General features: G+C 34.5%; 25 protein-coding genes. 11 read left to right on the top strand and 14 right to left on the bottom strand.

Going from position 1 to position 21,217, the window contains the following annotated elements:
• Window positions 1-265 precede the first annotated feature (265 nt).
• Window positions 266-922: a phosphate signaling complex protein PhoU gene (gene phoU, locus BN1066_RS17720; RefSeq protein WP_077320880.1), complete on the top strand. Its 657-nt coding sequence runs from the start codon at window positions 266-268 to the stop codon at window positions 920-922.
• A gap of 38 nt (window positions 923-960) precedes the next feature.
• Here phoU and BN1066_RS17715 read toward each other — a convergent pair whose 3' ends face one another.
• Complete coding sequence (locus tag BN1066_RS17715) at window positions 961-1,527, bottom strand: endolytic transglycosylase MltG (RefSeq protein WP_077320878.1); 567 nt, start codon at window positions 1,525-1,527, stop codon at window positions 961-963.
• Window positions 1,528-1,545: 18 nt separating this feature from the next.
• Window positions 1,546-1,761: a hypothetical protein gene (locus BN1066_RS17710; RefSeq protein WP_077320877.1), complete on the bottom strand. Its 216-nt coding sequence runs from the start codon at window positions 1,759-1,761 to the stop codon at window positions 1,546-1,548.
• A 574-nt stretch (window positions 1,762-2,335) separates the two neighbouring features.
• Here BN1066_RS17710 and rpmG point away from each other — a divergent pair.
• The 4 genes from rpmG (at window position 2,336) to BN1066_RS17690 (ending at window position 5,718) form a co-directional block, all read left to right on the top strand.
• A complete protein-coding gene (gene rpmG, locus BN1066_RS17705) occupies window positions 2,336-2,485 on the top strand; it encodes a 50S ribosomal protein L33 (protein WP_050353076.1) in 150 nt (49 codons plus the stop codon).
• Window positions 2,486-2,974: 489 nt separating this feature from the next.
• Window positions 2,975-3,529: a 5-formyltetrahydrofolate cyclo-ligase gene (locus BN1066_RS17700; RefSeq protein WP_077320875.1), complete on the top strand. Its 555-nt coding sequence runs from the start codon at window positions 2,975-2,977 to the stop codon at window positions 3,527-3,529.
• A gap of 286 nt (window positions 3,530-3,815) precedes the next feature.
• Complete coding sequence (locus tag BN1066_RS17695; protein WP_077320873.1) at window positions 3,816-3,995, top strand: hypothetical protein; 180 nt, start codon at window positions 3,816-3,818, stop codon at window positions 3,993-3,995.
• Between the two features lie 172 nt (window positions 3,996-4,167).
• A complete protein-coding gene (locus BN1066_RS17690; RefSeq protein WP_077320871.1) occupies window positions 4,168-5,718 on the top strand; it encodes a rhomboid family intramembrane serine protease in 1,551 nt (516 codons plus the stop codon).
• Window positions 5,719-6,006: 288 nt separating this feature from the next.
• Here BN1066_RS17690 and BN1066_RS17685 read toward each other — a convergent pair whose 3' ends face one another.
• On the bottom strand, window positions 6,007-6,855 hold the full coding sequence (locus BN1066_RS17685; protein ID WP_077320869.1) for a hypothetical protein: 849 nt from the start codon (window positions 6,853-6,855) through the stop codon (window positions 6,007-6,009).
• A gap of 142 nt (window positions 6,856-6,997) precedes the next feature.
• Here BN1066_RS17685 and BN1066_RS17680 point away from each other — a divergent pair, with 142 nt between their 5' ends.
• From BN1066_RS17680 to BN1066_RS17665, 4 genes are all read left to right on the top strand, one after another.
• Window positions 6,998-8,455 (top strand): spore germination protein, encoded by a 1,458-nt coding sequence (locus tag BN1066_RS17680; protein ID WP_077320867.1) that lies wholly within the window; start codon window positions 6,998-7,000, stop codon window positions 8,453-8,455.
• Window positions 8,456-8,788: 333 nt separating this feature from the next.
• Window positions 8,789-8,983 (top strand): YqgQ family protein, encoded by a 195-nt coding sequence (locus BN1066_RS17675; protein ID WP_077320865.1) that lies wholly within the window; start codon window positions 8,789-8,791, stop codon window positions 8,981-8,983.
• A gap of 19 nt (window positions 8,984-9,002) precedes the next feature.
• Window positions 9,003-9,965 carry an ROK family glucokinase gene (locus BN1066_RS17670; RefSeq protein WP_077320863.1) on the top strand — a complete coding sequence of 321 codons (963 nt, stop codon included), beginning with the start codon at window positions 9,003-9,005 and terminating at the stop codon, window positions 9,963-9,965.
• A 597-nt stretch (window positions 9,966-10,562) separates the two neighbouring features.
• Window positions 10,563-12,482 carry an LTA synthase family protein gene (locus BN1066_RS17665; RefSeq protein WP_077320861.1) on the top strand — a complete coding sequence of 640 codons (1,920 nt, stop codon included), beginning with the start codon at window positions 10,563-10,565 and terminating at the stop codon, window positions 12,480-12,482.
• A gap of 227 nt (window positions 12,483-12,709) precedes the next feature.
• On the opposite strand, the gene BN1066_RS17660 is transcribed toward BN1066_RS17665, so the two are convergent.
• On the bottom strand, window positions 12,710-12,880 hold the full coding sequence (locus BN1066_RS17660; protein WP_077320859.1) for a DUF2759 family protein: 171 nt from the start codon (window positions 12,878-12,880) through the stop codon (window positions 12,710-12,712).
• A 163-nt stretch (window positions 12,881-13,043) separates the two neighbouring features.
• Here BN1066_RS17660 and BN1066_RS17655 point away from each other — a divergent pair, with 163 nt between their 5' ends.
• The gene (locus BN1066_RS17655; RefSeq protein ID WP_077320857.1) at window positions 13,044-13,667 is read left to right on the top strand and encodes an MBL fold metallo-hydrolase; all 624 of its coding nucleotides are present in this window, start codon (window positions 13,044-13,046) and stop codon (window positions 13,665-13,667) included.
• 68 nt (window positions 13,668-13,735) lie between these two features.
• On the opposite strand, the gene BN1066_RS17650 is transcribed toward BN1066_RS17655, so the two are convergent.
• The 8 genes from BN1066_RS17650 to comGA form a co-directional block, all read right to left on the bottom strand.
• The gene (locus tag BN1066_RS17650; RefSeq protein ID WP_077320855.1) at window positions 13,736-13,978 is read right to left on the bottom strand and encodes a DUF2626 domain-containing protein; all 243 of its coding nucleotides are present in this window, start codon (window positions 13,976-13,978) and stop codon (window positions 13,736-13,738) included.
• Window positions 13,979-14,473: 495 nt separating this feature from the next.
• Window positions 14,474-14,863: a competence type IV pilus minor pilin ComGG gene (locus tag BN1066_RS17645; protein ID WP_077320854.1), complete on the bottom strand. Its 390-nt coding sequence runs from the start codon at window positions 14,861-14,863 to the stop codon at window positions 14,474-14,476.
• Complete coding sequence (locus BN1066_RS17640) at window positions 14,835-15,281, bottom strand: competence type IV pilus minor pilin ComGF (protein WP_077320852.1); 447 nt, start codon at window positions 15,279-15,281, stop codon at window positions 14,835-14,837. Before BN1066_RS17640 ends, BN1066_RS17645 begins: the two co-directional genes overlap by 29 nt.
• Window positions 15,232-15,570, bottom strand: coding sequence for a prepilin-type N-terminal cleavage/methylation domain-containing protein (locus BN1066_RS17635; RefSeq protein ID WP_179104427.1), 339 nt, complete (start codon window positions 15,568-15,570; stop codon window positions 15,232-15,234). The genes BN1066_RS17640 and BN1066_RS17635 overlap by 50 nt, the downstream gene beginning before the upstream one ends.
• Window positions 15,557-16,012, bottom strand: a complete 456-nt coding sequence (comGD, locus tag BN1066_RS17630; RefSeq protein ID WP_077320847.1) for a competence type IV pilus minor pilin ComGD — start codon at window positions 16,010-16,012, stop codon at window positions 15,557-15,559. Before comGD ends, BN1066_RS17635 begins: the two co-directional genes overlap by 14 nt.
• Window positions 15,975-16,283 (bottom strand): competence type IV pilus major pilin ComGC, encoded by a 309-nt coding sequence (gene comGC, locus BN1066_RS17625; RefSeq protein ID WP_077320846.1) that lies wholly within the window; start codon window positions 16,281-16,283, stop codon window positions 15,975-15,977. The genes comGD and comGC overlap by 38 nt, the downstream gene beginning before the upstream one ends.
• A 13-nt stretch (window positions 16,284-16,296) precedes the next feature.
• Entirely contained in the window at window positions 16,297-17,349 is a 1,053-nt protein-coding gene (gene comGB, locus BN1066_RS17620) for a competence type IV pilus assembly protein ComGB (RefSeq protein WP_077320844.1), read from the bottom strand.
• Window positions 17,306-18,322: a competence type IV pilus ATPase ComGA gene (gene comGA, locus BN1066_RS17615; RefSeq protein ID WP_077320842.1), complete on the bottom strand. Its 1,017-nt coding sequence runs from the start codon at window positions 18,320-18,322 to the stop codon at window positions 17,306-17,308. Before comGA ends, comGB begins: the two co-directional genes overlap by 44 nt.
• 144 nt (window positions 18,323-18,466) lie before the next feature.
• On the opposite strand from comGA, the gene BN1066_RS17610 reads away from it, so the two are divergent.
• On the top strand, window positions 18,467-18,658 hold the full coding sequence (locus BN1066_RS17610) for a YqzE family protein (protein ID WP_077320840.1): 192 nt from the start codon (window positions 18,467-18,469) through the stop codon (window positions 18,656-18,658).
• A 10-nt stretch (window positions 18,659-18,668) separates the two neighbouring features.
• Here the strand turns inward: BN1066_RS17610 and BN1066_RS17605 are convergent, their stop codons facing one another.
• Window positions 18,669-19,451 (bottom strand): YqhG family protein, encoded by a 783-nt coding sequence (locus tag BN1066_RS17605; protein WP_077320838.1) that lies wholly within the window; start codon window positions 19,449-19,451, stop codon window positions 18,669-18,671.
• Window positions 19,438-21,099 carry a DEAD/DEAH box helicase gene (locus tag BN1066_RS17600; RefSeq protein ID WP_077320835.1) on the bottom strand — a complete coding sequence of 554 codons (1,662 nt, stop codon included), beginning with the start codon at window positions 21,097-21,099 and terminating at the stop codon, window positions 19,438-19,440. The genes BN1066_RS17605 and BN1066_RS17600 overlap by 14 nt, the downstream gene beginning before the upstream one ends.
• Between the last annotated feature and the right edge of the window lie 118 nt (window positions 21,100-21,217).

Here is a 21,217-nt window from a genome sequence, read left to right as displayed (position 1 = left end):
CAAGTCCTGAATTGATACAAAGGGTCTAAGTTGGAGAAAACGGCACCTAAATGCCCGGTTAGTTCAACTAACATTCCGTGTAAAAAGCATTCCACGGAATGAAGTTTCACTTTATCGTATAAGAAAAACTAAGCTTTTGCCATAAAGATTTGGCGACAATCCAAGTTTTTCTAAAATAATTTACAAAGATTTTACATAATCTCAATAATTCGTACATAGTGTTCTGCTAGAATAATGGTATGTTGGCAGATTAGGAGGGTGCAATATGCAGACAAGAGGGCAATTTGATCAAGAACTTAAAGCAATTGACAATGCAATTGTTGAAGTAGCTAACTTGGCAGAAAAAGCTTTAAAAAATGCTGTGGAATCACTATTTAATCAAGATATTCAATTAGCTGAACAAGTGATTGAAGCCGATAAAGATATTGATAAAAAAGAATTAGAACTAAACGATAAAATCGTATTGCTAATTGCAAAACAAAATCCAGTGGCTACTGATTTACGACGGCTAATTACTGCTTTACAGATCGTTGCGGATTTAGAAAGAATGGCTGACAATGCTAGAAATATTGCACGTTCAACGATTCGTTTAGGAGAAAGCGAGGAGGCGCTAATTCCTAAACGACTGCATACAATGAAGGATGCATTAATCCATATGCTTCATACAGCTATCACAGCTTTTATGGAAGAGGATAGCAAATTAGCCAGTCAGCTAGCTGAGATGGATGATTTCGTTGATAAAGAAAATAAGCTAATTCTTAGTGAATTATTAGGAGAGACTGCAACAAATCCTGATAAGATCCAATATATTATGCAGATTTCTTTATGCTCTAGATATCTAGAGCGTTTTGGGGATCATATTACGAATATTGGTGAGAGCATTTTATATTTGATTAAAGGCGAAAACTATAATTTAAATTAAAAATAAGCTAAAAAGCAGACAAAGTGCTGCTTTTTAGCTTATTTTGTAATTGCTTCTGCTATTTCATATAAACTCATATCACTTGATACTTTAAATTTACCTAATTGTACTTTTTCACTATAATTATGTTTCTCTAAATACTTATTAAACTCACTAGCATCATCAATAATGTTATTTTCTTCTAATAGATCGCTTATATCCGAAGAAGGCATTCCTGATTTAATTTTTAATGTGTATGTTTTATTTTTATCTTCTTGTTCCTTATCTTTTTCTTTATCCTCTTGATCTTTGTTGTTGTCAGCTTCTTTTTGTTTGTCTCTATTTTGCTCATCGTTCGTTTTTTCTGCTGCTTTCGCTTTTGACGTTGGCTGTTCTTCTTTCTGAGGATCCTGGGAATCTGTGGCCCCTTGTTCATCAACAGATAGAGCAACATACTCAGAGTCTGATAAAACGTGATAACCCTTTTCTTCAATTAGTGTCACTAGTTCTTCGTTGGATAGGTTATCTGCAGTTTGAATATTTCCATTGGAAAAAAAATAAACGCCTAGCATGATAACACCGGCAGTTAATAAGCCAATAGCAAAAACACGTACGGGTTGTTTCATGTTTTCCTCCTCCCTTCATTATCTATTATCAATACGATTTTCGGTAAAATCTTCTGTTAGCAACTCTTCTTCTAAGATTTTAATCTTCTTTTTTATTTGATATGTATCTTGCATCGTTGTAATGGAAAATTGTTCTAATTGACTCTCGACTTGCTCAATTCGATCACTCATAAAAAATGATACTGCAAGTAAAACAATTCCCACAACAATAATGGAAATAATTGCATATAACATCTGGTTCCCTCCTTTTACTCAATACTAGTTATATCATAAAATACTATCGAAAAGCCATTATAATTTTGTTATTTTTGCCGAAACAACATTAATTTTTATATCGAATCGATTGCATGAAGTCATGATTTGGCAAGGGGGATCCAGAAAAGGTCGATGTAAATGTAACTTTTACAAACTATTAAAAAGTTAAGTAGGGGTAGCCACATATGTTGAATTATATAAAAAAATGTACTAAAAATCAAAAATAGCATTTACTTGTCCAGCTAAAGTGATGATATACCATGAGTATATGATTTCATATATTTGTATTTGTAAAATGCTCAGGTAATTTTGAGAGAAGCTGAAGGTTAATTCCTTTAGAACAAGGTTTTATTAATAAATAATAATGATTTCAGACTGAAAATTGAAGCGTAGCATTCGTTCATTAACCATTCTAATGATTAAGTTTTTGCTGAAAAATAATCCCAGGTTAAGCCTTGATACTTTCGGTAATATTTGATATTATGATTAAGTCTGAAATGAAAATTTCGCTATTACGTGATAAAGGAATTTGATATAGTTTGGAGGGAAGAAAATGCGCGTTAATATTACTTTAGCTTGCACTGAAACAGGAGACCGTAATTATATTACAACTAAAAATAAACGTACAAATCCTGAGCGTCTTGAGCTTATGAAATATAGTCCACGACTAAAAAAACATACTCTACATCGAGAAACAAAATAAGATCTTCTTAATAAAACCTTTATCGAAAAGATAAAGGTTTTATTATTATCATAGTCTTCATGGTGGATAACGTTTTGAAAATAGCATCGTCTAGCTTAAACGCTCAGTTTGTAGCAAACTCCCTTCTTTTTCCTAGACAAGTCAGCATCGGCTTGAGTCTAAAAGAAGGCCGACTATAAGCGGGCTTGCCGCTGGCGTCGGCATACTCCTGTTGAGAGGCATGTCTTCCTGATCTAGTTAGAAACTATCCAATTTGTATGCACTAAACAAGCGCCTGAGCTTTTGTTCTTGCCTAAAATTATGGTAAAGTTATATATAGAAAAGTGATAAGTGTAAGACTGTTAAAAAATGGATAACAATAAGGGTCATATATTTGGTTTGTTTTTGCATTCTATAAGCATCTAATTATCATAGATTCTACTGCTTGAAATAACATTATACGCCAATTATAGATAACTTCAACCATATGGAAGGGAGGAAGCTAGCTTAGTGACGAAGGAGAAATTGCGCTCGACTGGAATTGCTAAGTTAAAACAATTCAGTGAGGAAGAGAAAAAGGGAACGGAGAAACAGTTACATGCTCATCTCCTTACTTCTTACTTGTGGAAACAAGCAGAAACTGTTGGTATAACCATATCACAAGAGTTTGAATGGGATACAATGAAAATTATTGAAACGGGCTGGAAGCAAGGGAAAACAGTTTGTGTGCCAAAATGTTTTCCAGCTACAAAAGGAATGGAATTTTATCAAATCGATACATATGAGCAATTAGAAGTTGTTTACTACAATTTGCTTGAACCAAAACGGAGTATGACAAAGCATATCCCACCAGAGCGAATGGATCTGTTATTAGTTCCCGGTATTATCTTTGATCGACAAGGATACAGGATTGGCTTTGGCGGTGGATATTATGACCGATTTTTAGTAAAGTATAAAAATAAAACGGCATCGATTCTACATAGTTCTCAACTCATTGATACCATCCCAAAGGATCCTTTTGACTTACCTGTTGACCATTTAATTACGGAGCAAGGATGGATATAAAAGGAAGGTAGTTAAGTTTTACAATGATTTTATCCCGCATGTAACTGACTGTAAGACCTCCACCAATGCTACGAGGTGAAACTTTGAAGGATAAGTGGAGGGTCTAACTGCAAGTCAAATGCCTGATTCGGTCCAGAGGCCTTTAGGTCATACCCCTTGTGGTACGAACAATCTGTGGGGATAAAAGAAAACATCCCACTGACCGAATTCACTTTATAATAAATGTATAAAACTTCATGCTTCTGCCATAACTAAGAACACAACTTAGAAAAAAGAGGTGTTCCTATTGCGTATTATAGTTTTAATTGCTGGTATACTAACTACTGCAACTTTATTATTTAAATGGCGCTATCGAGTAATGAATACTCTTTTGGCGATCAGTTTTTTGCGTAAATTAGCTGTCCAACTATCAATGAATATGCCGACAGTACGCAGTAAATTAATCCCTTGGATGTTTAAATCATGATAAATGGTGAAGAATTCTCATGCCAAACAGATACATGAATACCATCCACTGGAAAAAGAAGTTGTGGGAAACAACTTCTTTTATCATATATAGCACTTATACTATATATAAAGAGAAAAAGCTTAGACAAGAATCAGTTTAATGAAGGTAGAACTTAAGGGGAGATGTGGTAATGTATTTGGATGAACAATATAAGTTGTACAAACTGGCAGTTCAATTTGTTTCCGCTGATAATTATGATGTATTATATGTAAATGATCAAGGCAATGAAATATGGTTGGAAAAGAAGCAAGGAAAAACTTCAAATGTTGTACGATTGATTAACCAGGGATTTGATTGGACAAATCATTTAAAAAAAGATATCGCCGTTGTTTTTCAGAAAGTGAAAGCAATGAAGCGTATGTTACGTGGAAGAATTATTGAAATACATAATATTTATATTTCTGAACATGCCCCAGTTGATAATTGGGAACTTTTAAAAAAACCAATGAAGTTAAATACCAAGCAATCTATTTCAATGCATCTTTATTACTTATCTAATTCTCTTTATGAAGAAGAAAAACAAAGACTTGCAAATGAAGTCGGTGTTTCCATCACAGATACAGATCTTTCATTGGATATAGAGGAAAAAGAAAGGAAGTTAGTGTCCTATAAACAGTATTTAACTCAACATGTGTTTGATCATCAACAACAAACGAAGGCTGTTTTTTCCTTTGGTAAGCCAAGACTTACATATATTATCTTGCTTTTATGTATCGGTATGTTTTTACTCCTTGAATTGAATGGAGGCAGTAAAAATACGGAAACATTAATCAAATTTGGTGCTAAGTTTAATCCTGCAATTATTGAAGATGGTGAATGGTGGAGGATAATTAGCTCCATGTTTTTACACATTGGATTACTCCATTTGGCAATGAATATGATTGCCGTTTATTATTTGGGATCTTTAGTTGAAAGAATCTATGGATCCATCCGGTTTCTGATCATTTATTTTCTAGCAGGGATTGGCGGAGGATTGGCTAGTTTTGCTTTTTCTGTAAACATAGCTGCCGGAGCATCCGGCGCTTTATTTGGACTGTTTGGCGCATTATTATTTTTCGGGCTTTATCATCGTACAATATTTTTCCAAACCATTGGCACCAACGTGCTCCTGTTAATAGGCATTAACATCGTTTTTGGGTTCTCTGTTCCGCAAATTGATAATAGTGCACATTTAGGTGGTCTTATCGCTGGTTTTATTGCGTCGTCAATTGTCCATTTGCCGAAACATAGAGAGTTACTAAAACAATTAAGTGCACTTGTCATATTCATTGCGCTTCTATTTGGTGTTGTTCAATATGGGCTAGTTAATAATCAGAATAGTCAACTCTATCATGCTATGCAATTAGAAAGACTGGTAAAGGAAGGAAATTATGATAAGGCGATTGAGCATGCTAATCAAGCATTACGCAGTGAAGGGGACTTAAAAGCGGCTATCTTATTTCAGCGGTCTTATGCGTATATTAAATTAAACCAGCCTGATAAAGCAATCAAAGATCTAGAGAAAAGCATTGAACTGGATAATAGCGTTCCAGAGGCGCATTATAATCTTGCTTCCTTATATTTTCGTAAAGGGGAGATGAATAAGGCGGATGCTGCTATCGAAAAAGCATATCAATTAGATCCGAATAACCCAAAATTTACTGAGTTATATGAGGAAATTACCGGAAAAGTAGCAAAATAATCCAGAAAGTTTACATCTGGTTTTTATTAATCGGATAGTGGAACGATCAGAGGATCAGTTATAAGAGAGGGACTGGGGAAAATGTGTTTTAGTCAAAGAAAAATCCGAAGCGTGATTCAAAATTCTTCAATTAGAATTGGAATTAGTTCGGATTTCTCTTTTTATAAACATGCTTATTCCAGTAAACATCGCTTTTAAAGTTGATGCTTTTTAATTATGTCCCATACTCTCATTGATAAGTTTACATAATAATTATATGGTAAACAATATTTTGGAAATCTATTGTTGTTACAGGGAATATTCTTGAATCAGTTGTTTCTTTTTTTTATTTAATTCAAAAAGAAGAAGCAGGTGCTTATTTTCCTTATCAAATAAAATTAAAGGGATATAACTATCTACTACTTCTTTTTCTGTTTTGACAATTGGGATCACATAATTTTTGTATAAACCTTCCCATAGCTGACCAATTATTTTATTGGTTTGTGCTTGTGAAAGAGAAGGAAGTGGCTCGTTTTGATATTTATCCAAACTAGTTAAAGGAACCGCTAAGTATTTTTCTTTATCGATTTGAAAATGATTTAATAACGTATTCCAATGGTATAATAACTGTTGCTTGGAGGTTCGATCAAGCAAATCTTTCCATTCTCTTTCATAATTACTCTTCGCTGTTTTAAATGATACAAGCGGAGTTGTTGGTGAATCAATCACGTAAAGATAATCACTAGACATTTTTTGGATGCTTTTAATCTCGTCTCTTGATTTATGAATTTCACCGTGATGAAAAGAAATAGATTGATATAGGCTACTGTCTTCAAGTTGTAGCATCTCTTTTAATTGGATTGTATCTGTATCTTGAACCCATTTCGTTAAAGCGCCACGAAGTCTGCCATTGTCAAAAAGTAAGGAAACATCTTGTCTTAAGTATACGGGGATGTCGGTTGTGGAATTAGTCTGCCACAATAGTTTGTAATTATCATTTCCTTTTTCCGTAATTAGAGAAAGAGAAGTTTTTGTAGTGGAAAAGGTGGTATCTTGATCGATTGGAAAGTAAGTAATTGCAGGTTTTGTTTGTACATTTATAATACATATACTCGCTAAAATTATTCCTGCACAGAGTATGATGATTACTTTTTTCATACTATCCCCTACCTTTGTACAAGCTTTCTTCTTTTCACTATATGCAGCCACTTACACCGATATGCTATTTATATAGCAAATGCATAGAACAATCACAAAATCCACACAATATGTATAGTAATGAAAATGGATAGGTGAGTATATGCAAAAGGATAAGCAACCCTTATTTCGTTCGTTTGAAAAAAATCGTGACTATATACGTGATCGATTAGCTGTAGACAAAAGTTTTGATATTGTACAACGTGACCTGGAATATGCTGGAGTTAAAATGGCATTTTTTTTAATTGATGGATTTATTAAAGATGATATATTACTGTATATTATGGATTTATTTGCTGATTTGAAGCCAGAAGATATCCAAACGAATACACTTAAAAAGTTGGTTGAAACATATATTCCATATGTTGAGGTAGATGAGGTCGATGATTTAAATAAAGTAACGGATCTTGTTCTTGGTGGGCCTGCAGCGTTGGTAGTCGAAGGAATCGATAAAGTAATTATGATAGATGGAAGAACCTATCCAGCTCGCTCACCGGAAGAGCCAGATTTAGAAAGGGTTGTTAGGGGATCACGGGATGGTTATGTAGAGACCATTATTTTTAATACAGCACTCACAAGACGTAGAGTTCGTGATCGTTCTTTACGCATGGAGTATATGCAAATAGGCAGAAGATCAAAAACAGATATTTGTATTTGCTATTTAGAAGATATTGCAGATCAGCGTAGAGTAGAAGCTTTAAAAGACAAACTAGCGCAAATCGATACCGATGGATTGCCAATGGCTGAAAAAACAATCGAAGAGTATATTAGTGGTAGGCATTGGAATCCATATCCTACGGTGAGATACACGGAGCGCCCCGATACGGCTGCAGCACATTTGTATGAAGGACATGTCGTTATCATTATTGATGGTTCTCCAAGTGTAACGATAACCCCGGCTACATATGCTCATCATCTTCAGCATGCGGAGGAGTACCGACAAAAGCCACTAGTAGGTGCATATTTGCGCTTTGTTCGCTTTTTTGCCGTGTGGGCATCCATTTTTATCTTGCCATTGTATTACTTATTTACGAAAAACCCTGAGTATTTACCGGCGAACCTTCAATATATCGGACCTACTGACCAAGGGGTCGTACCTTTATTCATGCAGTTCTTATTAGCAGAGGTAGGAATAGATATTTTGCGAATGGCAGCCATTCATACACCTTCATCATTAGCAACTGCACTTGGACTTGTAGCTGCCATTATGATTGGAGAAGTATCTGTTCAAGTTGGTTGGTTTTCTCATGAGGTAGTACTTTATTTAGCTGTTGCAGCGATTGGAACTTACGCCACACCAAGTTATGAGTTAGGCTTGGCAAACCGATTAGTTCGCATTTTTTTATTGATTTGTGTAGCTTTATTTGGCGGCATAGGCTATATCGTTGGTATAACCATTTGGGTTCTCTACTTAGCACGTATGGAATCTTTTCATGTACCATATTTTTGGCCATTTCTTCCCTTTTCCTACCGTCCGTTTCGAGATGTCTTCTTGCGTTCCCCAATACCACTGAAAAACCGACGTCCAGCATTTCTGCATCCAAAAGACCCAGATCGTTAAGAAGATTTGGGTTTTTTCAATGTCTGAGAACGCAGTGTGGACTTCTTTTTGGAAGTAGCTTTGTCAAAGCATATGCGTTCGAACACGTAGCAAACTCCGAACGTCTTACGATATATCGACATCGGCTTGCCTAGTTTCTTTAAACTCATTAGAAGATCTCCAATTTAAACGTCGCTAAACGATCGCTTCTAGCTTTTGTTCATGTAAAATAGATGCAAATTCTAAAAAATGGCTTTATGGCTTTAGGTATTTATCCTATAAATTATGCTCATTTTTTTGCAATCTATTCTTTTTCTTACACAGTTTTAGTATAATGAAATTTGGTGATCGTTAATGAAATCAGTCTATGATATCCAGCAATTGTTAAAAAAGTATGGTACATTCATTTATACCGGAAGTCGTCTTGGTGATCTCCAAATGTTTGAAATGGAGTTAGATGAACTACACGGGTTAGGTTTTATAGAACAAGAGTTATACGTGAAAGCAAAACTAATTTTAAAAAAAGAAATAACATCATTAAAAAAATAGAAAAAAGGGAGTCTTTAAGTTGGAACAGATAATTATTGGTATCGACATAGGAGGAACTACAGCTAAATTAGGACTGATTAGTAATGAAGGAGACATACTTGACAAATGGCAGATCCCAACAAATACAAATGATGGTGGTATTCATATCATTCATGATATATGGGATTCGATAACTAAAAAAATAGAAGCAAAAGGAATGAAGCAGGGACAAATTCTTGGTATAGGGATTGGCGCTCCGGGATTTATAGAAGACGAAACAGGTTTTATATACGAGGCAGTAAATATTGGTTGGAGAGACTATCCGTTAGGTGATTTATTAAAAAAACGAGCACAATTACCAGTGTTTGTTGAAAATGACGCTAATGTGGCTGCTTTAGGTGAAAATTGGCGAGGATCTGGTCACCAAGTTGCAAACTTAATCGCGATTACACTTGGTACAGGTGTAGGCGGAGGTATTATTGCTAACGGAAGAATCATTAATGGTGAAGCAGGGTTAGGTGGCGAAATCGGCCATATAATTATTGAAAAGGATGGCGCTAGTTGTAACTGCGGTAAGAAAGGTTGTTTGGAAACCATTGCTTCAGCGACCGGTATCGTGCGCCAAGCAAAACAGAAGGCAGAGGAGTTTCCTAAAAGTAAACTAGCTTCTATAATAGCAACAAATGGAACAATTACTACAAAGGATGTTTTTCAACTAGCAGCAGAAGGTGACCAAGATGCTGAACAGATCGTTGCTCGCACTGCTGATGTATTAGGCATGGCAATTGCAACTATGGGTGTTATTCTTAATCCTGCTAAAGTTTTAATTGGTGGAGGAGTGTCAAAAGCGGGTGAGCCGCTACTTTCCGCTATTCGCGAAGCATTTGATCGATATGCACTTCCAAAAGTGAACCAAACTTGTGAATTAGCGCTTGCCCAATTAGGTAATGATGCTGGTATCATAGGCGCGGCTTATTTAGTAAAACAAAAACTACAAAAATAGTATAATGAAGATAAATAACGAGATTATTGAAACTTTTTGGCTGGACAAACCGTCATAATTAATAGCTACTTTTTTTATCGTTAAGAAGTACCTAATGTAATGGAAATATTTATTGAAGTAAAAGAGTCAACTTACGCAAAAACGAGTGGTAGAAAAATATCCTTTTCACATATTTTTAACATATATTATACGTCATGTTTATAATGAAGCTAAATAGGGTAAAAGAAAAACGCATGATAAACCTAACCGCACCTTGGGATTATTTTACTGTTGTAAAATGGAAATGAATTTAGTATGATTATTATTTAATAAACCATAATTTAAGATTTGATTTTGTACCACAAGAAAACTTAACTATGTCTCTAAATATTAGTATGTGTTCAAAAAGAAGTAAGTTCATTATAAGTAGAAGATATACCAATAGATATTAGATTCGCAGAAAACGAAGTATATCACATGTTTTTAACGGATTTTTTTAACATTTTCTTTTAGAAGCAGCTATAACTTTTACGTAGCTGCCATTTTCCCTAGAAGGGGAGTAGGGTAGGAAAAATGTAGAAATTTATATCTATAAGGTAAGAAGCAGGAGGAAGTTGTATGGAGTTAAAACGAAAGAATATACCATTATTTGTTTTAGCTACACTATTATTTGGCATTAAAACATATATTGTTTATCGTTTTATGTTTTCCATTGAATTGGAAAATATAATGCAAGAGGTTATTTTATTTATCAACCCATTTGTATCTGCATTTCTTGTTTTTGCTTTGAGTGTTTGGTTTAAAAAACAAACGAGGCAAATGAAGTTTTTGCGGTATACAGCATTGGTTGGAACCTTGATTATTTACGCAAATCTAGTATTCTATCGTTCATTTACTGATTTTATTACGTTACCGCAGTTGTTCCAGGCTAGTAATGCAGCTGATTTGGGGTCTAGTATTTTAACTTTAATTAAGCCATTTGATATTCTATTGTTTGCCGATGTCATATTCATCTGGTATCTAAGTAAAAGGCGATCAGAGCAAGAGATTGTCCGATATTCAAAAAGCGGAAAAGTTTTTGCTTTAGCTATGTCTTTCGTATTATTGGCAGGTAATTTCTTTTTGGCTGAAATGGAACGACCACAGTTATTTACTCGAGCTTTTGATAGAGAATATTTAGTGAAGAATATTGGGTTGTTTAATTATCATATTTATGATCTTGCTACACAGGCAAAAGCAAAAACGCAGCGGGTGTTTGCTGATGGAAATGAATTACCAGAAATTCAAGAATATGTAGATGAAAATATGAAACGTAATGAAAAATCAGAGCTTTTTGGTGTTGCTAAAGGTAAAAATGTAATTTTCATTAATGCAGAGTCACTGCAAAGCTTTGTTATTAACAATAAAGTTAACGGTGAGCCAATTACGCCATTTTTAAATCGTTTAACAAAAGATAAAGACACATTTTATTTTGAAAACTTCTATCATCAAACGGAGCAAGGGAAAACATCGGATTCAGAATTTATTGTAGAGAATTCCTTATATCCACTCTCTCGTGGAGCAGTATTCTTTACCCATGGCCAAAATGAGTTTAATGCCATGCCGGAAATATTAGGAAAAAATGGTTATTACACTAGTGTTCTACATGCCAATAATAAAAGCTTTTGGAATCGTGATCAGATGTATCAACGGTTAGGAATTGATCACTATTATGGTGAGGAATCGTATGAGGTAACAGAGGAAAACTCGATTGGTTGGGGTCTTAAAGATAAACCATTCTTTGAGCAATCCACTAAAATTTTACAAAAATTGCAGCAACCATTTTATGCAAAATTGATCACATTAACAAACCATTTCCCATTTGAATTGGGTGAAGAAGATAAATCAATCGAGCCGTATAATTCTAATTCCAGTACCCTAAATAATTACTTTCCAACTGTAAGGTATATGGATGAGTCAATTGAGCAGTTCTTTAATCAATTAAAAAAATCAGGCCTCTATGAGAATTCCATTATCGTTATTATGGGAGACCATAATGGAATTAGCGCAAACCATAATCGGGCAATGAGCCAGTATTTGGGTAAAGAAGAGATCACACCATATGATCAAATTCAATTACAACGAGTGCCATTATTTGTTCACATTCCTGGTTATGGAAAAGGCGGGGTTAAATCAGAGGTTTCTGGTCAAATTGACGTAAAACCGACGTTATTAAATTTATTAGGTATAAAAAATAGCGATGATATTCAATTTGGTAATGATCTATTTAGTAATAATCGAAAAGAATTCATTGCCCTACGTGATGGAAGCTTTATTAGTGAAGACCATATGTATACAAATAACACATGCTATGATCGAAAAACGGGTGAACCAATAGCTGAAGAAGATAATAAGAATGATAGTACAGGAAAAGAAGAAAACGAGAAAGAGAAGCAAGTTTGTGATCCAATTCGGGAACAAGTGGAAAAAGAACTGGGTTACTCCGATGATCTCATTTATGGTGACTTATTCCGTTTTCTTGATTTTGATAAAAAATAATTAAATATATGAGTGTTTTAAAATTAGCTCTTCAATCCGTAGAAAAGATGTTCTACGGATTGAAGCTTTTTAGTGTTTAAGAACTTAGCATTTCATAGGTAATTAGTGGATAATAGAATAAGTATAGCAAAAAAGATTATTTTCAAAGTTTTAGGCAAACAGCCGGAAGTTTAGGCAAAAAAGAAACAAGCTAACTTGAAAAGTCAGCTTGTTTTACTTGCCGTTATCTATCCTTTTAATTCTGAAATGATTGTTGCAATTGCAAAAAAACCAAATGCTAAAGCTGTAATTGCCGAAAATGCAATTGCTAAGAAATTTTTGAATTTAAGTTGACGTACGATAGATACAACTGCTAGTATAGCTACTAATAAAAATAATACCCCTAAGACGATATGCATAAAACTGATCCTCCCTTATACTTCCTAGATTGCTAATCTTGCTATAGGAAATCCATTTGTATTATTATGTAACTAGTCCGATTATATAACTTATTCTATAGTATTATATGCAGTTTGTCGAGACAAATCAAGGATTTACATTTGAATGAGAGGAGAAAAGTAATTGAATATTGAAACTATGTCTTTAGGTCCGTTAGGTACAAATTGTTATGTTGTACATGGAACAAAAGAAGCTTTAATTTTTGATCCAGGTGGTGAAGCTGATAAAGTAAAGGAGTTTCTTACTGAGCACGAACTAACACCAATAGCTATTTTATTAACACATGCACATTTTGATCATATTGGTGCGGTAGATGAGTTGAGAAAGACCTATCAAATTGATGTTTATCTTCATGAAGCAGAAGCAAGCTGGTTAGAGGATCCGCAAAAAAATGGCTCCTTATTATTCATGCAACAACAAGTACAGACAGCGCAACCGGACAGATTATTAGTACCTAAAAAAATGATGATCGGTGAATTTTCGATTGAGGTGATCCATACACCCGGTCATTCTCCTGGCAGTGTTAGTTTTATCTTCCATGATGATAAGTTTGTTATTAGTGGCGACGTTTTATTTTATCAAGGAATCGGACGTACAGATCTTCCAGGTGGTAACTATGCTCAATTAAAAAAATCAGTCACAACCTCTTTATATACATTAGATGATATTTATACTGTTTTTCCTGGGCATGGACCAAAAACGAATATCGGATTTGAAAAGATAAACAACCCTTTCTTTACACTGTGATGGAAGCTCGTAAAATTAACAAAACAAAAACCCTGCTATTCAACATATGTAAGCAGGGTTTTAGGATGTTAATTTCCGAATCCAGGTACAAGTATAAATTCTGAATACCATGTGAACCCAATAAAGAAAATGGTACAATAAGCTCCGAATAAATACATATACATTCGTTCAGACAGTTTCAAATAACTTAATGTTAAGAAAAAAGCCGTTTGAACAAGAAATAAAACTGCAGTTTTTTGCATATCGCCCACATAGAACATCACTGTAAATATCCCTGTCCAAAAGGCTAACCCACGAAACATTCGATCCATGTTATCCCCCTCCTTTTGGTAACCTTATCATAGACATTATAAACGACCCGTATGGACTTGTAAATGAAAGTAATAAATCGGAAACATTGTATGGAGCATTAGAATGAGTTTTTGCTAAAAAGTAATATTAGTCATAAATATATGGGGAATGATTTATAGAAGCTATTTGATCATGGAATTCGGTATCATTTTATCCCATCCAGGGTTCCGTAAGACTCCCGCTTTAATAGTGATTGAGAATACTAAGAATTCAAGCAGAGATAACGGTATCTAATGCCAGATTCATTCGGGGAGACAGGCCAGGGAAAGCTTCTTGAATAAGCATCGCGATTTTCAAGGCCAGGGAGGGCTACAACAGTGACACATCGCGATTTTTCAAGGACGTCCGAGATTTTAATCTTCGTTATACTTCTATCAGTAGCGGATAAAGGAAATTTCCAATGAATGAAGTTTCACTTTATATCGTTTTTGAACGACCACTATACCTTGTTGTTGTTAATGACTAATTATCTCAGCTTCTTTATTTATATTCATAAAACCTATCTGTTGGAATTTTGTTTGTTCATCAAGCGTGACAGTAAACAATAGCTGATAACTATGTTTATCTAATTGGGTTATGCGAACGGCCACCTCTCCTTGTGGCAGAGTGAAGGTTTCCTTATCCAATTGTTCATTTTCTAATAGTTTACGTTTCAATTTTTCTCTAGCTATTTGAATTAATGTTTCCATTGTAACTTGATCGATTTGGTTCTTTGTTATAGCTAAATTATTGTGATAATGGTGAATATTAGATGACATCAATACAATGACTAAAGAAATGATGATTAAAACTAATGGTAACATAAAACCATGTTGTTTATTGATAAAAAATAATTTCTTTTTCAAATTGTTCACCTTCTATCGTTGTAACCATTAATCGAACTCCATAAGGAAGTGAAATAAATTGTAAACGTTGTATATCTCGTAAGTATATTTCATGCCCTTTGCCATCCACTTGTCTACGTATAAGCTGTTGATACAGCTCGAATGAGGCAGTTGCTCCATCTTTGGCAGTTAGTTTTAATTTATTGGGATAAACTTGTAGTTGCTTCGCTTGCATGACTTCATTTCGCATGAATAAGAAAAACTGACCGACAGATAATTCTGATTGATCGCTTCTTTCTGTCACTACTTGAATTAAATAGCTAAGAAAAGGTAAGCTGATTACTAATATCCCCATCATAAGCAAGGTTGTAATAAAGGTGAATCCTTCTTTACTGTAGAAGGCCATATAAACAAATTTTTTCTTGTCGCTGCTTTGCATTTTTCCAATATGCACATCCTTTCAAGTATTCTTTTTCAGTAGAGATGGTAATTTCAACAGGTAATGTGTTCACTTTTATTGAGTATTTATCACGTTTAAGCCTTGTTGTCTGCCAAATAAATGGCTGTAATTGATCATGTAGTTCAAAAGTAACCATACGTCGATCGCTTAATATTTGCTTTTCGGTTTTCAAAAGAGATACAGCAGGGATAAGGAGGCTGATAAAGGTTAGTAAAATACTCGCGGCAACCATCACTTCTATTAGGGTGAAGCCATTATTTTTCTTCAACGCGAAACCTGCCTTTACCGAATGCGAAAATAATTTTGTATCGCTTTGAGGGGGAAGAGATGAAAAATGAACGTGGATTTTTAAAATTGCCATTAGCATCAAATTCAATGAACCTTGATGTCGTACTATTAATGCTGAAACCTTCAGGTAAATTAACTTCCTTAATAATACGTGCAGATTGTAAAATGTAATAACGCGTTTCTAACAAAAGAATGGAAACGCCACTTGGTGTTGTAGCTGCCAAGTGTTGAACCATCATAACATCAGACTCTAATTTACGAATAACAGTTGCACTCTCCACATTGTATAAAGCTGATAGAATAGGCGGAGTGCTTAAACCTATTAAGATCATGAAAATACTTAGTACAATTAACATTTCGACTAAAGTAAAACCCTGCTTAGCTTTAGTTGGGTGCACGAACTTTTCCTGATTCTCTATCATATACTAACTCCTTATTCCCATTACATGTTTTTTGTTCTTCGTTTAGATACTCTGGTATCATTGTATTTAAACTGCTAGGATAGCGATTCTTTTCAGCATGATACGTATCTACTTGTGCCTGTACTACTGATATAAGAGCATCACAGCCTTTATGATTTACTTCTTTACTTCGCTTTCCTAGATTTGGAATAATAAGAATAACTAACACGGATATAATCATAAGCACAATTAACATCTCAATCAGCGTAAAAGCGTCATTTTTTTTCAACATTGCAATGTCTCCTTTATATTGTTTTAATCAGTTGAAACATCGGCCACATCAGTGTCAAGTAAATAAATAAAACAAAGCAGCCTATAATAATAAAAAAAACGGGTTGAATATATGTCATCATGCGGACTATTTTTCGTTCTGTTTCTTCCATTAGTACTTCAGCATAAACCATTAAATCCATTTCTAGTGTTTCTGTATTATTGTTTTTTTGGAATATATCTGTAAGTGGCTTTTCTAAAAAACGGAATTGCGAAAGTAATGTAGAGAGATGTCGTCCTTCTGATAGTTGATTGATCATTAATGATGAATAATAGGAAATGATTGGCTGTTTTTTTTGCTTCGTCATCTGTTCCAGTATATCTTTAAAGGAAAGACCCGTTTTAATCAATGTGCTAAATTGGCTGGCAAACATAAAGGAAGTTTGCAATCTCAAATAACTGCGATAAAAAGGTATACGTTCATATAACTGTATTTGTTTATCCATTTCCAGTCGATGTCGATAAATTTTCCAAAAAACGGCAACGACGAATATAAGCAACAGAAGAACAATTAATAAAACTCCTAACAAGTCAATGAGCCATAAAGAAATGACAAGTATTGGAGAAGATCCGGGTGTCCCTTTATAAAGCTCAATAAATGAAGGGATAACGGCTTGCTTTAATACAAATAGGATAGGTACAAAAATAATGAACAGAATGACTGGATAGCGAATAACATGTTTAAATTTACGTGTATATGTTTGTCGCCGTTCAAACATGTCACAGCAGCGCTTTATATTTTCCTGCAGATTTTGATTGGATTTTGCAAAAGAGAGGTAACTGGTAATCGAAGGATGAAACGAGGTTAATTGCAGGGCTTGATCTAATGATTTTCCATAAGTTAGTATGTTCATGATTTCTTTAGCCGAATAATGGAGCTGCTTATCCCAGCTAATTACTTCAAGTGCTTCTATCAGTGGGTATCCAGTTTCTAACAGTCGATGCAGTCGCTTAAGCAAACGTAACTGCTCTTCATCAGTTAATTCATTCTTGGAGGTTAAGAAATGCCTCTTTAGTAATGAAGCCATAAGCAAACGCCTTCTTTCGTAAATGAGTAAAGGAATGATATTTTTTGATTTGCCAATTTATACCCTTTTGGAAATAAGCAGCAAGTAATGGCTCATCTAATAACTCCAGTATAGCGGCTCGTTTAAGCCCATGCTTTACTGTTTCAAACGGAATTAATTGAATAGAAGCAATGGCAATTAATGCTTGTTGCAGATCAGTCATCATTAATCCGAGACTTTTTAATCGATATAATGTCCCTAATGCATGAGAAGCATGGATTGTGCTTAAGACAAGATGTCCAGATAAGGAAGCTTCAAGTGCAAATTTAGCTGTCGGGGAGTCGCGAATTTCACCAACCATAATAATATCGGGATCGTGTCTTAGTGCTGCTTTAAAACCGGATTGATAAGTGATTCCTGCTTTTTCGTTGATTTGGACCTGTAAAACCTGTTCAAGATCTTTTTCAATGGGATCTTCTAAAGTAATGGTTTGAAAAGATTTCTGTCGCTGTAAAGCTTGAAGAATTGCATATAACATGGTTGTCTTTCCACTTCCAGTCGGTCCATTAATCAAAATTAAGCCAGATCGTCTTGTGATCCATGATAATAAATGATGAAGTTGATTTGGAAATAAAAAAAGTTGGTGAAGAGAAAGCCCTTCTTGTTGAGGAAGAATTCGAATTGCCAAGCTTTCCATTTGCTTGACAGGTAAGGTAGACAAGCGAAGATCGAAGAATTGATCGGCAAATTGAAACGTAATCGTGCCATTTTGTGGTTTTCTTGTTTCTCCAATATCCATTGCAGATGTAAACTTGTAAAATGCTAATAAAAGTTGATAAGTAGAGATGGGGATAGATTTATAAAAAATTCGGTTCCCTTGGATTCGTAAATAAATATTCGTTTGCTTGGACAAAGGGGAGAAATGAATGTCGGAAGCGTCTTGACCAATCGCATACTGAAGAATTTTTTTCGACATGGTTTCTGCAGGATTCAAAAACGAATTCACCTCCTTGATTTGCTTAAATCTGTATATTCGACAAGAAAATATAAAACCCTTCTTTTTTTAAAAACTTTTTTGTCATAGTGCTTTTTTGTTTGGTAAAGCTAATAGTAAACTGTTTGATAAAGGAGGGGTAGGATGTCAACAAAGGATTATATTGAATTTGTTACGATGCAAATAGTGACTTATTTAGATTTGCCTGCTGAAGAAAAAAAGCAGCGTCGGCAGAAAAAACGAACCCCTAATACAGCCTATATTCATCATTGGTTTGGTATTTTACCATTTGCGTTTCGCATCATGCTTCATAAATACAAAAAGCAGGCAAGGTAATCTTGCCTGCTTAAGCGATGTCCGTCGTTAAATAAAATAGTCCACCATTTACAACTTGATACGTAATTTGTGGTTGGTATCTTTTGGTAATTTCCTCTAGTTCCCGTTCCATCTGCTCATCTTCTGTATCCGTTTTATAAAAGTGCTCAAGTAGCTTGGCTTCTTCCTCCAATGCTTGTAATGAGTCAACCGCCCAACCATGATCTTGATTTTCTACATATTGGTCGAGAACAGTCTCAATACGCTTATACCCACTTTTTAGCTTAATCATCGGAGAAAGTGTATAACAAAAGTCAGAAATGGTTGTATTCAAAGGAAGCTGCGCTAATGTTTGCATCATGTCTGATTTCATGGTGCCATTAATTAAATTTAAGCCGATAGAAAATAGTTCATCTCGTTTATATTTTCCTTTATAGCTTATTTTTATATTGGTAACGAGCCAAGGATAAAGTGGGGTATGGACGATAGGTGTTATTTGTTGAAAAAGCTTTGTATATTTTTCGTTTTCTTGTAAATATCGAATAATTTGTTGTAAACGCGGGCTTCCAAAATGAATCCATTCCCCTTTTTCATCTCGCTTGTGCGGATTTGTTATCAACGTTAGCTGCATAGGATCACCAGGATATCCCATTTTTTTTATATAATGCCAGTAAAATGGGCGATTCATAAGAACTTTATCCATTTTCTCTGTTAACTGAATCGTTATTATTCCATCATTATTATGAAGAATTTTACAGTTATTAGCTTGAAAAAATGAGATCAGAAATTTATTTAAATGATTACGCATCGCCATATTGTTGTTCCTCCTGATTCGCTGTGTTATGTGCTGTTTGAATAACCGCAGATAAATTATGGAGCTTTATTTTTGCTTCTCCAGTAGTAGCCGATTCAGCATAAATTTGTTCGATTTCTTGTTCAAGATCATGGATGGACAGTTCTGATAATATTGCATCTAAATCGCCAATAACTTGCTCAAACAGGTGAATTTTTTCATACAACAGTTTCATAATATGTTCCTCGACTGTATCTTTGATAGCAAAATTATATATATGAACATCTTTATCCTGGCCATAACGATGAATTCGCCCAATTCGCTGTTCTAAGCGCATCGGGTTCCATGGCAGGTCATAGTTAATCATGTAGTTGCAAAATTGTAGGTTAATTCCTTCACCACCTGCTTCTGTAGCAATTAATACTTGGGCATGATGTTGAAAAAGCTGGCGCATCCAATCCTTTTTACTGCGTTTAAAGCCTCCGCGGAAAGGAACAGAAGAGATGCCGTGTTGCTGTAAATACCATTGCAAATAAAATTGAGTGGCTCTATATTCCGTAAAAATAATCACTTTTTCATCGCCGATTTGTTGAATCAGTTCAACTGCTTTTTCCGCTTTTTTATGGTGAGGTAATTGCTCAATTTTTTCCGTGATTTGCTGAAATACATCTAAATCCGGTTTTTCTGTTAGCATTTTTTTGAGCGATAAATAGCAGGCCTCTCTTGAAGAACAAAATTCACGGAGTAATGTAATCTTAGAAAAGGATGGAAGTAATGCACTGCTATTTTCTAACCATTGATAAACCTCAGCTTCCTCTTTTGAGAATTCTGTCCATATGGTTTCAATATTTCGTTTTACTTGATTTAAGCCAGTATCTTTTCTTGTATTTCTTACCATTACCTTTTTTACAAGCTGTTTTAAGTATAGATCGTGCTTCATATTTTTACGGTCGTTACCGTAACTCTTAACAAAAGAATCATAATTACCTAGATGCCCAGGTTTTAAAATGGAAACAAGATTAAAGATTTCTATTAATTCATTTTGCACAGGAGTTGCTGTTAAGAGCAGGCAATACTTTTTCTTTAATGAACGAACAAAAGCATAATTTTTCGTTTTATGATTCTTTAATTTATGAGCTTCGTCTACTAAAACAAAATCATAGTCCATACCGAGAATTGTACTTCGATGTGGCTCACGTTTTGCTGTATCTATAGATGAAATAATTATATTACCTTGCTCCCAGCTCATGTTTTTCCGATAAGCAACAGCAGGGATATAAAATTTTTCATTTAATTCTTTTTCCCATTGATTGACTAATGAGGCTGGAACAAGAATTAGTGCTTTGTTCACTAAGCCACGAATCATATATTCTTTTAATACTAATCCTGCTTCAATTGTTTTTCCAAGCCCAACTTCATCAGCCAAAATAGCTCTACCATTCATTTGTTCAATAACTTGCTCGGCTGTATGGATCTGATGTTTTAAAAACTCCATATGTGGTAAGAATTCCAATGCCCGTAACCCTCTAAAATAAGGAGACATAGTAGTTTGCTCGGCTTCATAGGCCATTTTGAATAGCTCCCAGGACGAAAGAGAGGTGTTTTTTTCGAGTCTATCTTCAAGTTCTTTAATAAACACTGTATCTTTATCTAAATAAATGGATTTCATCGTATACTTCCTTTTTCTATAGATTATTGGGGTTATCTATTTTATCTTTCTAAATATGTGATATAATAATACACAGTAAAAAAAAGAGGCTACATTGCCGATAAAGGTATTACATAGT

Origin of the sequence: Virgibacillus proomii (assembly GCF_900162615.1) — a bacterium.
GTDB classification, from domain to species: domain Bacteria; phylum Bacillota; class Bacilli; order Bacillales; family Amphibacillaceae; genus Virgibacillus; species Virgibacillus proomii.
Note: the sequence above shows the minus strand (reverse complement) of the source record. Positions and strands in the feature narration are given on the sequence as shown.

Excerpts from the sequence above, each read along its gene's own strand:
- BN1066_RS17650 (WP_077320855.1), bottom strand. The coding sequence starts at position 13,978 with ATGGATCGAATGTTTCGTGGGTTAGCCTTTTGGACAGGGATATTTACA.
- comGC (WP_077320846.1), bottom strand. The coding sequence starts at position 16,283 with ATGTTGAAAAAAAATGACGCTTTTACGCTGATTGAGATGTTAATTGTG.
- BN1066_RS17675 (WP_077320865.1), top strand. The coding sequence starts at position 8,789 with ATGAAATCAGTCTATGATATCCAGCAATTGTTAAAAAAGTATGGTACA.
- BN1066_RS17680 (WP_077320867.1), top strand. The coding sequence starts at position 6,998 with ATGCAAAAGGATAAGCAACCCTTATTTCGTTCGTTTGAAAAAAATCGT.
- rpmG (WP_050353076.1), top strand. The coding sequence starts at position 2,336 with ATGCGCGTTAATATTACTTTAGCTTGCACTGAAACAGGAGACCGTAAT.
- BN1066_RS17715 (WP_077320878.1), bottom strand. The coding sequence starts at position 1,527 with ATGAAACAACCCGTACGTGTTTTTGCTATTGGCTTATTAACTGCCGGT.
- phoU (WP_077320880.1), top strand. The coding sequence starts at position 266 with ATGCAGACAAGAGGGCAATTTGATCAAGAACTTAAAGCAATTGACAAT.
- BN1066_RS17710 (WP_077320877.1), bottom strand. The coding sequence starts at position 1,761 with ATGTTATATGCAATTATTTCCATTATTGTTGTGGGAATTGTTTTACTT.
- comGD (WP_077320847.1), bottom strand. The coding sequence starts at position 16,012 with ATGATAGAGAATCAGGAAAAGTTCGTGCACCCAACTAAAGCTAAGCAG.
- BN1066_RS17610 (WP_077320840.1), top strand. The coding sequence starts at position 18,467 with ATGTCAACAAAGGATTATATTGAATTTGTTACGATGCAAATAGTGACT.
- comGB (WP_077320844.1), bottom strand. The coding sequence starts at position 17,349 with ATGGCTTCATTACTAAAGAGGCATTTCTTAACCTCCAAGAATGAATTA.
- BN1066_RS17690 (WP_077320871.1), top strand. The coding sequence starts at position 4,168 with ATGTATTTGGATGAACAATATAAGTTGTACAAACTGGCAGTTCAATTT.
- BN1066_RS17660 (WP_077320859.1), bottom strand. The coding sequence starts at position 12,880 with ATGCATATCGTCTTAGGGGTATTATTTTTATTAGTAGCTATACTAGCA.
- BN1066_RS17605 (WP_077320838.1), bottom strand. The coding sequence starts at position 19,451 with ATGGCGATGCGTAATCATTTAAATAAATTTCTGATCTCATTTTTTCAA.
- BN1066_RS17665 (WP_077320861.1), top strand. The coding sequence starts at position 10,563 with ATGGAGTTAAAACGAAAGAATATACCATTATTTGTTTTAGCTACACTA.
- BN1066_RS17640 (WP_077320852.1), bottom strand. The coding sequence starts at position 15,281 with ATGCAAAGCAGCGACAAGAAAAAATTTGTTTATATGGCCTTCTACAGT.
- BN1066_RS17685 (WP_077320869.1), bottom strand. The coding sequence starts at position 6,855 with ATGAAAAAAGTAATCATCATACTCTGTGCAGGAATAATTTTAGCGAGT.
- BN1066_RS17600 (WP_077320835.1), bottom strand. The coding sequence starts at position 21,099 with ATGAAATCCATTTATTTAGATAAAGATACAGTGTTTATTAAAGAACTT.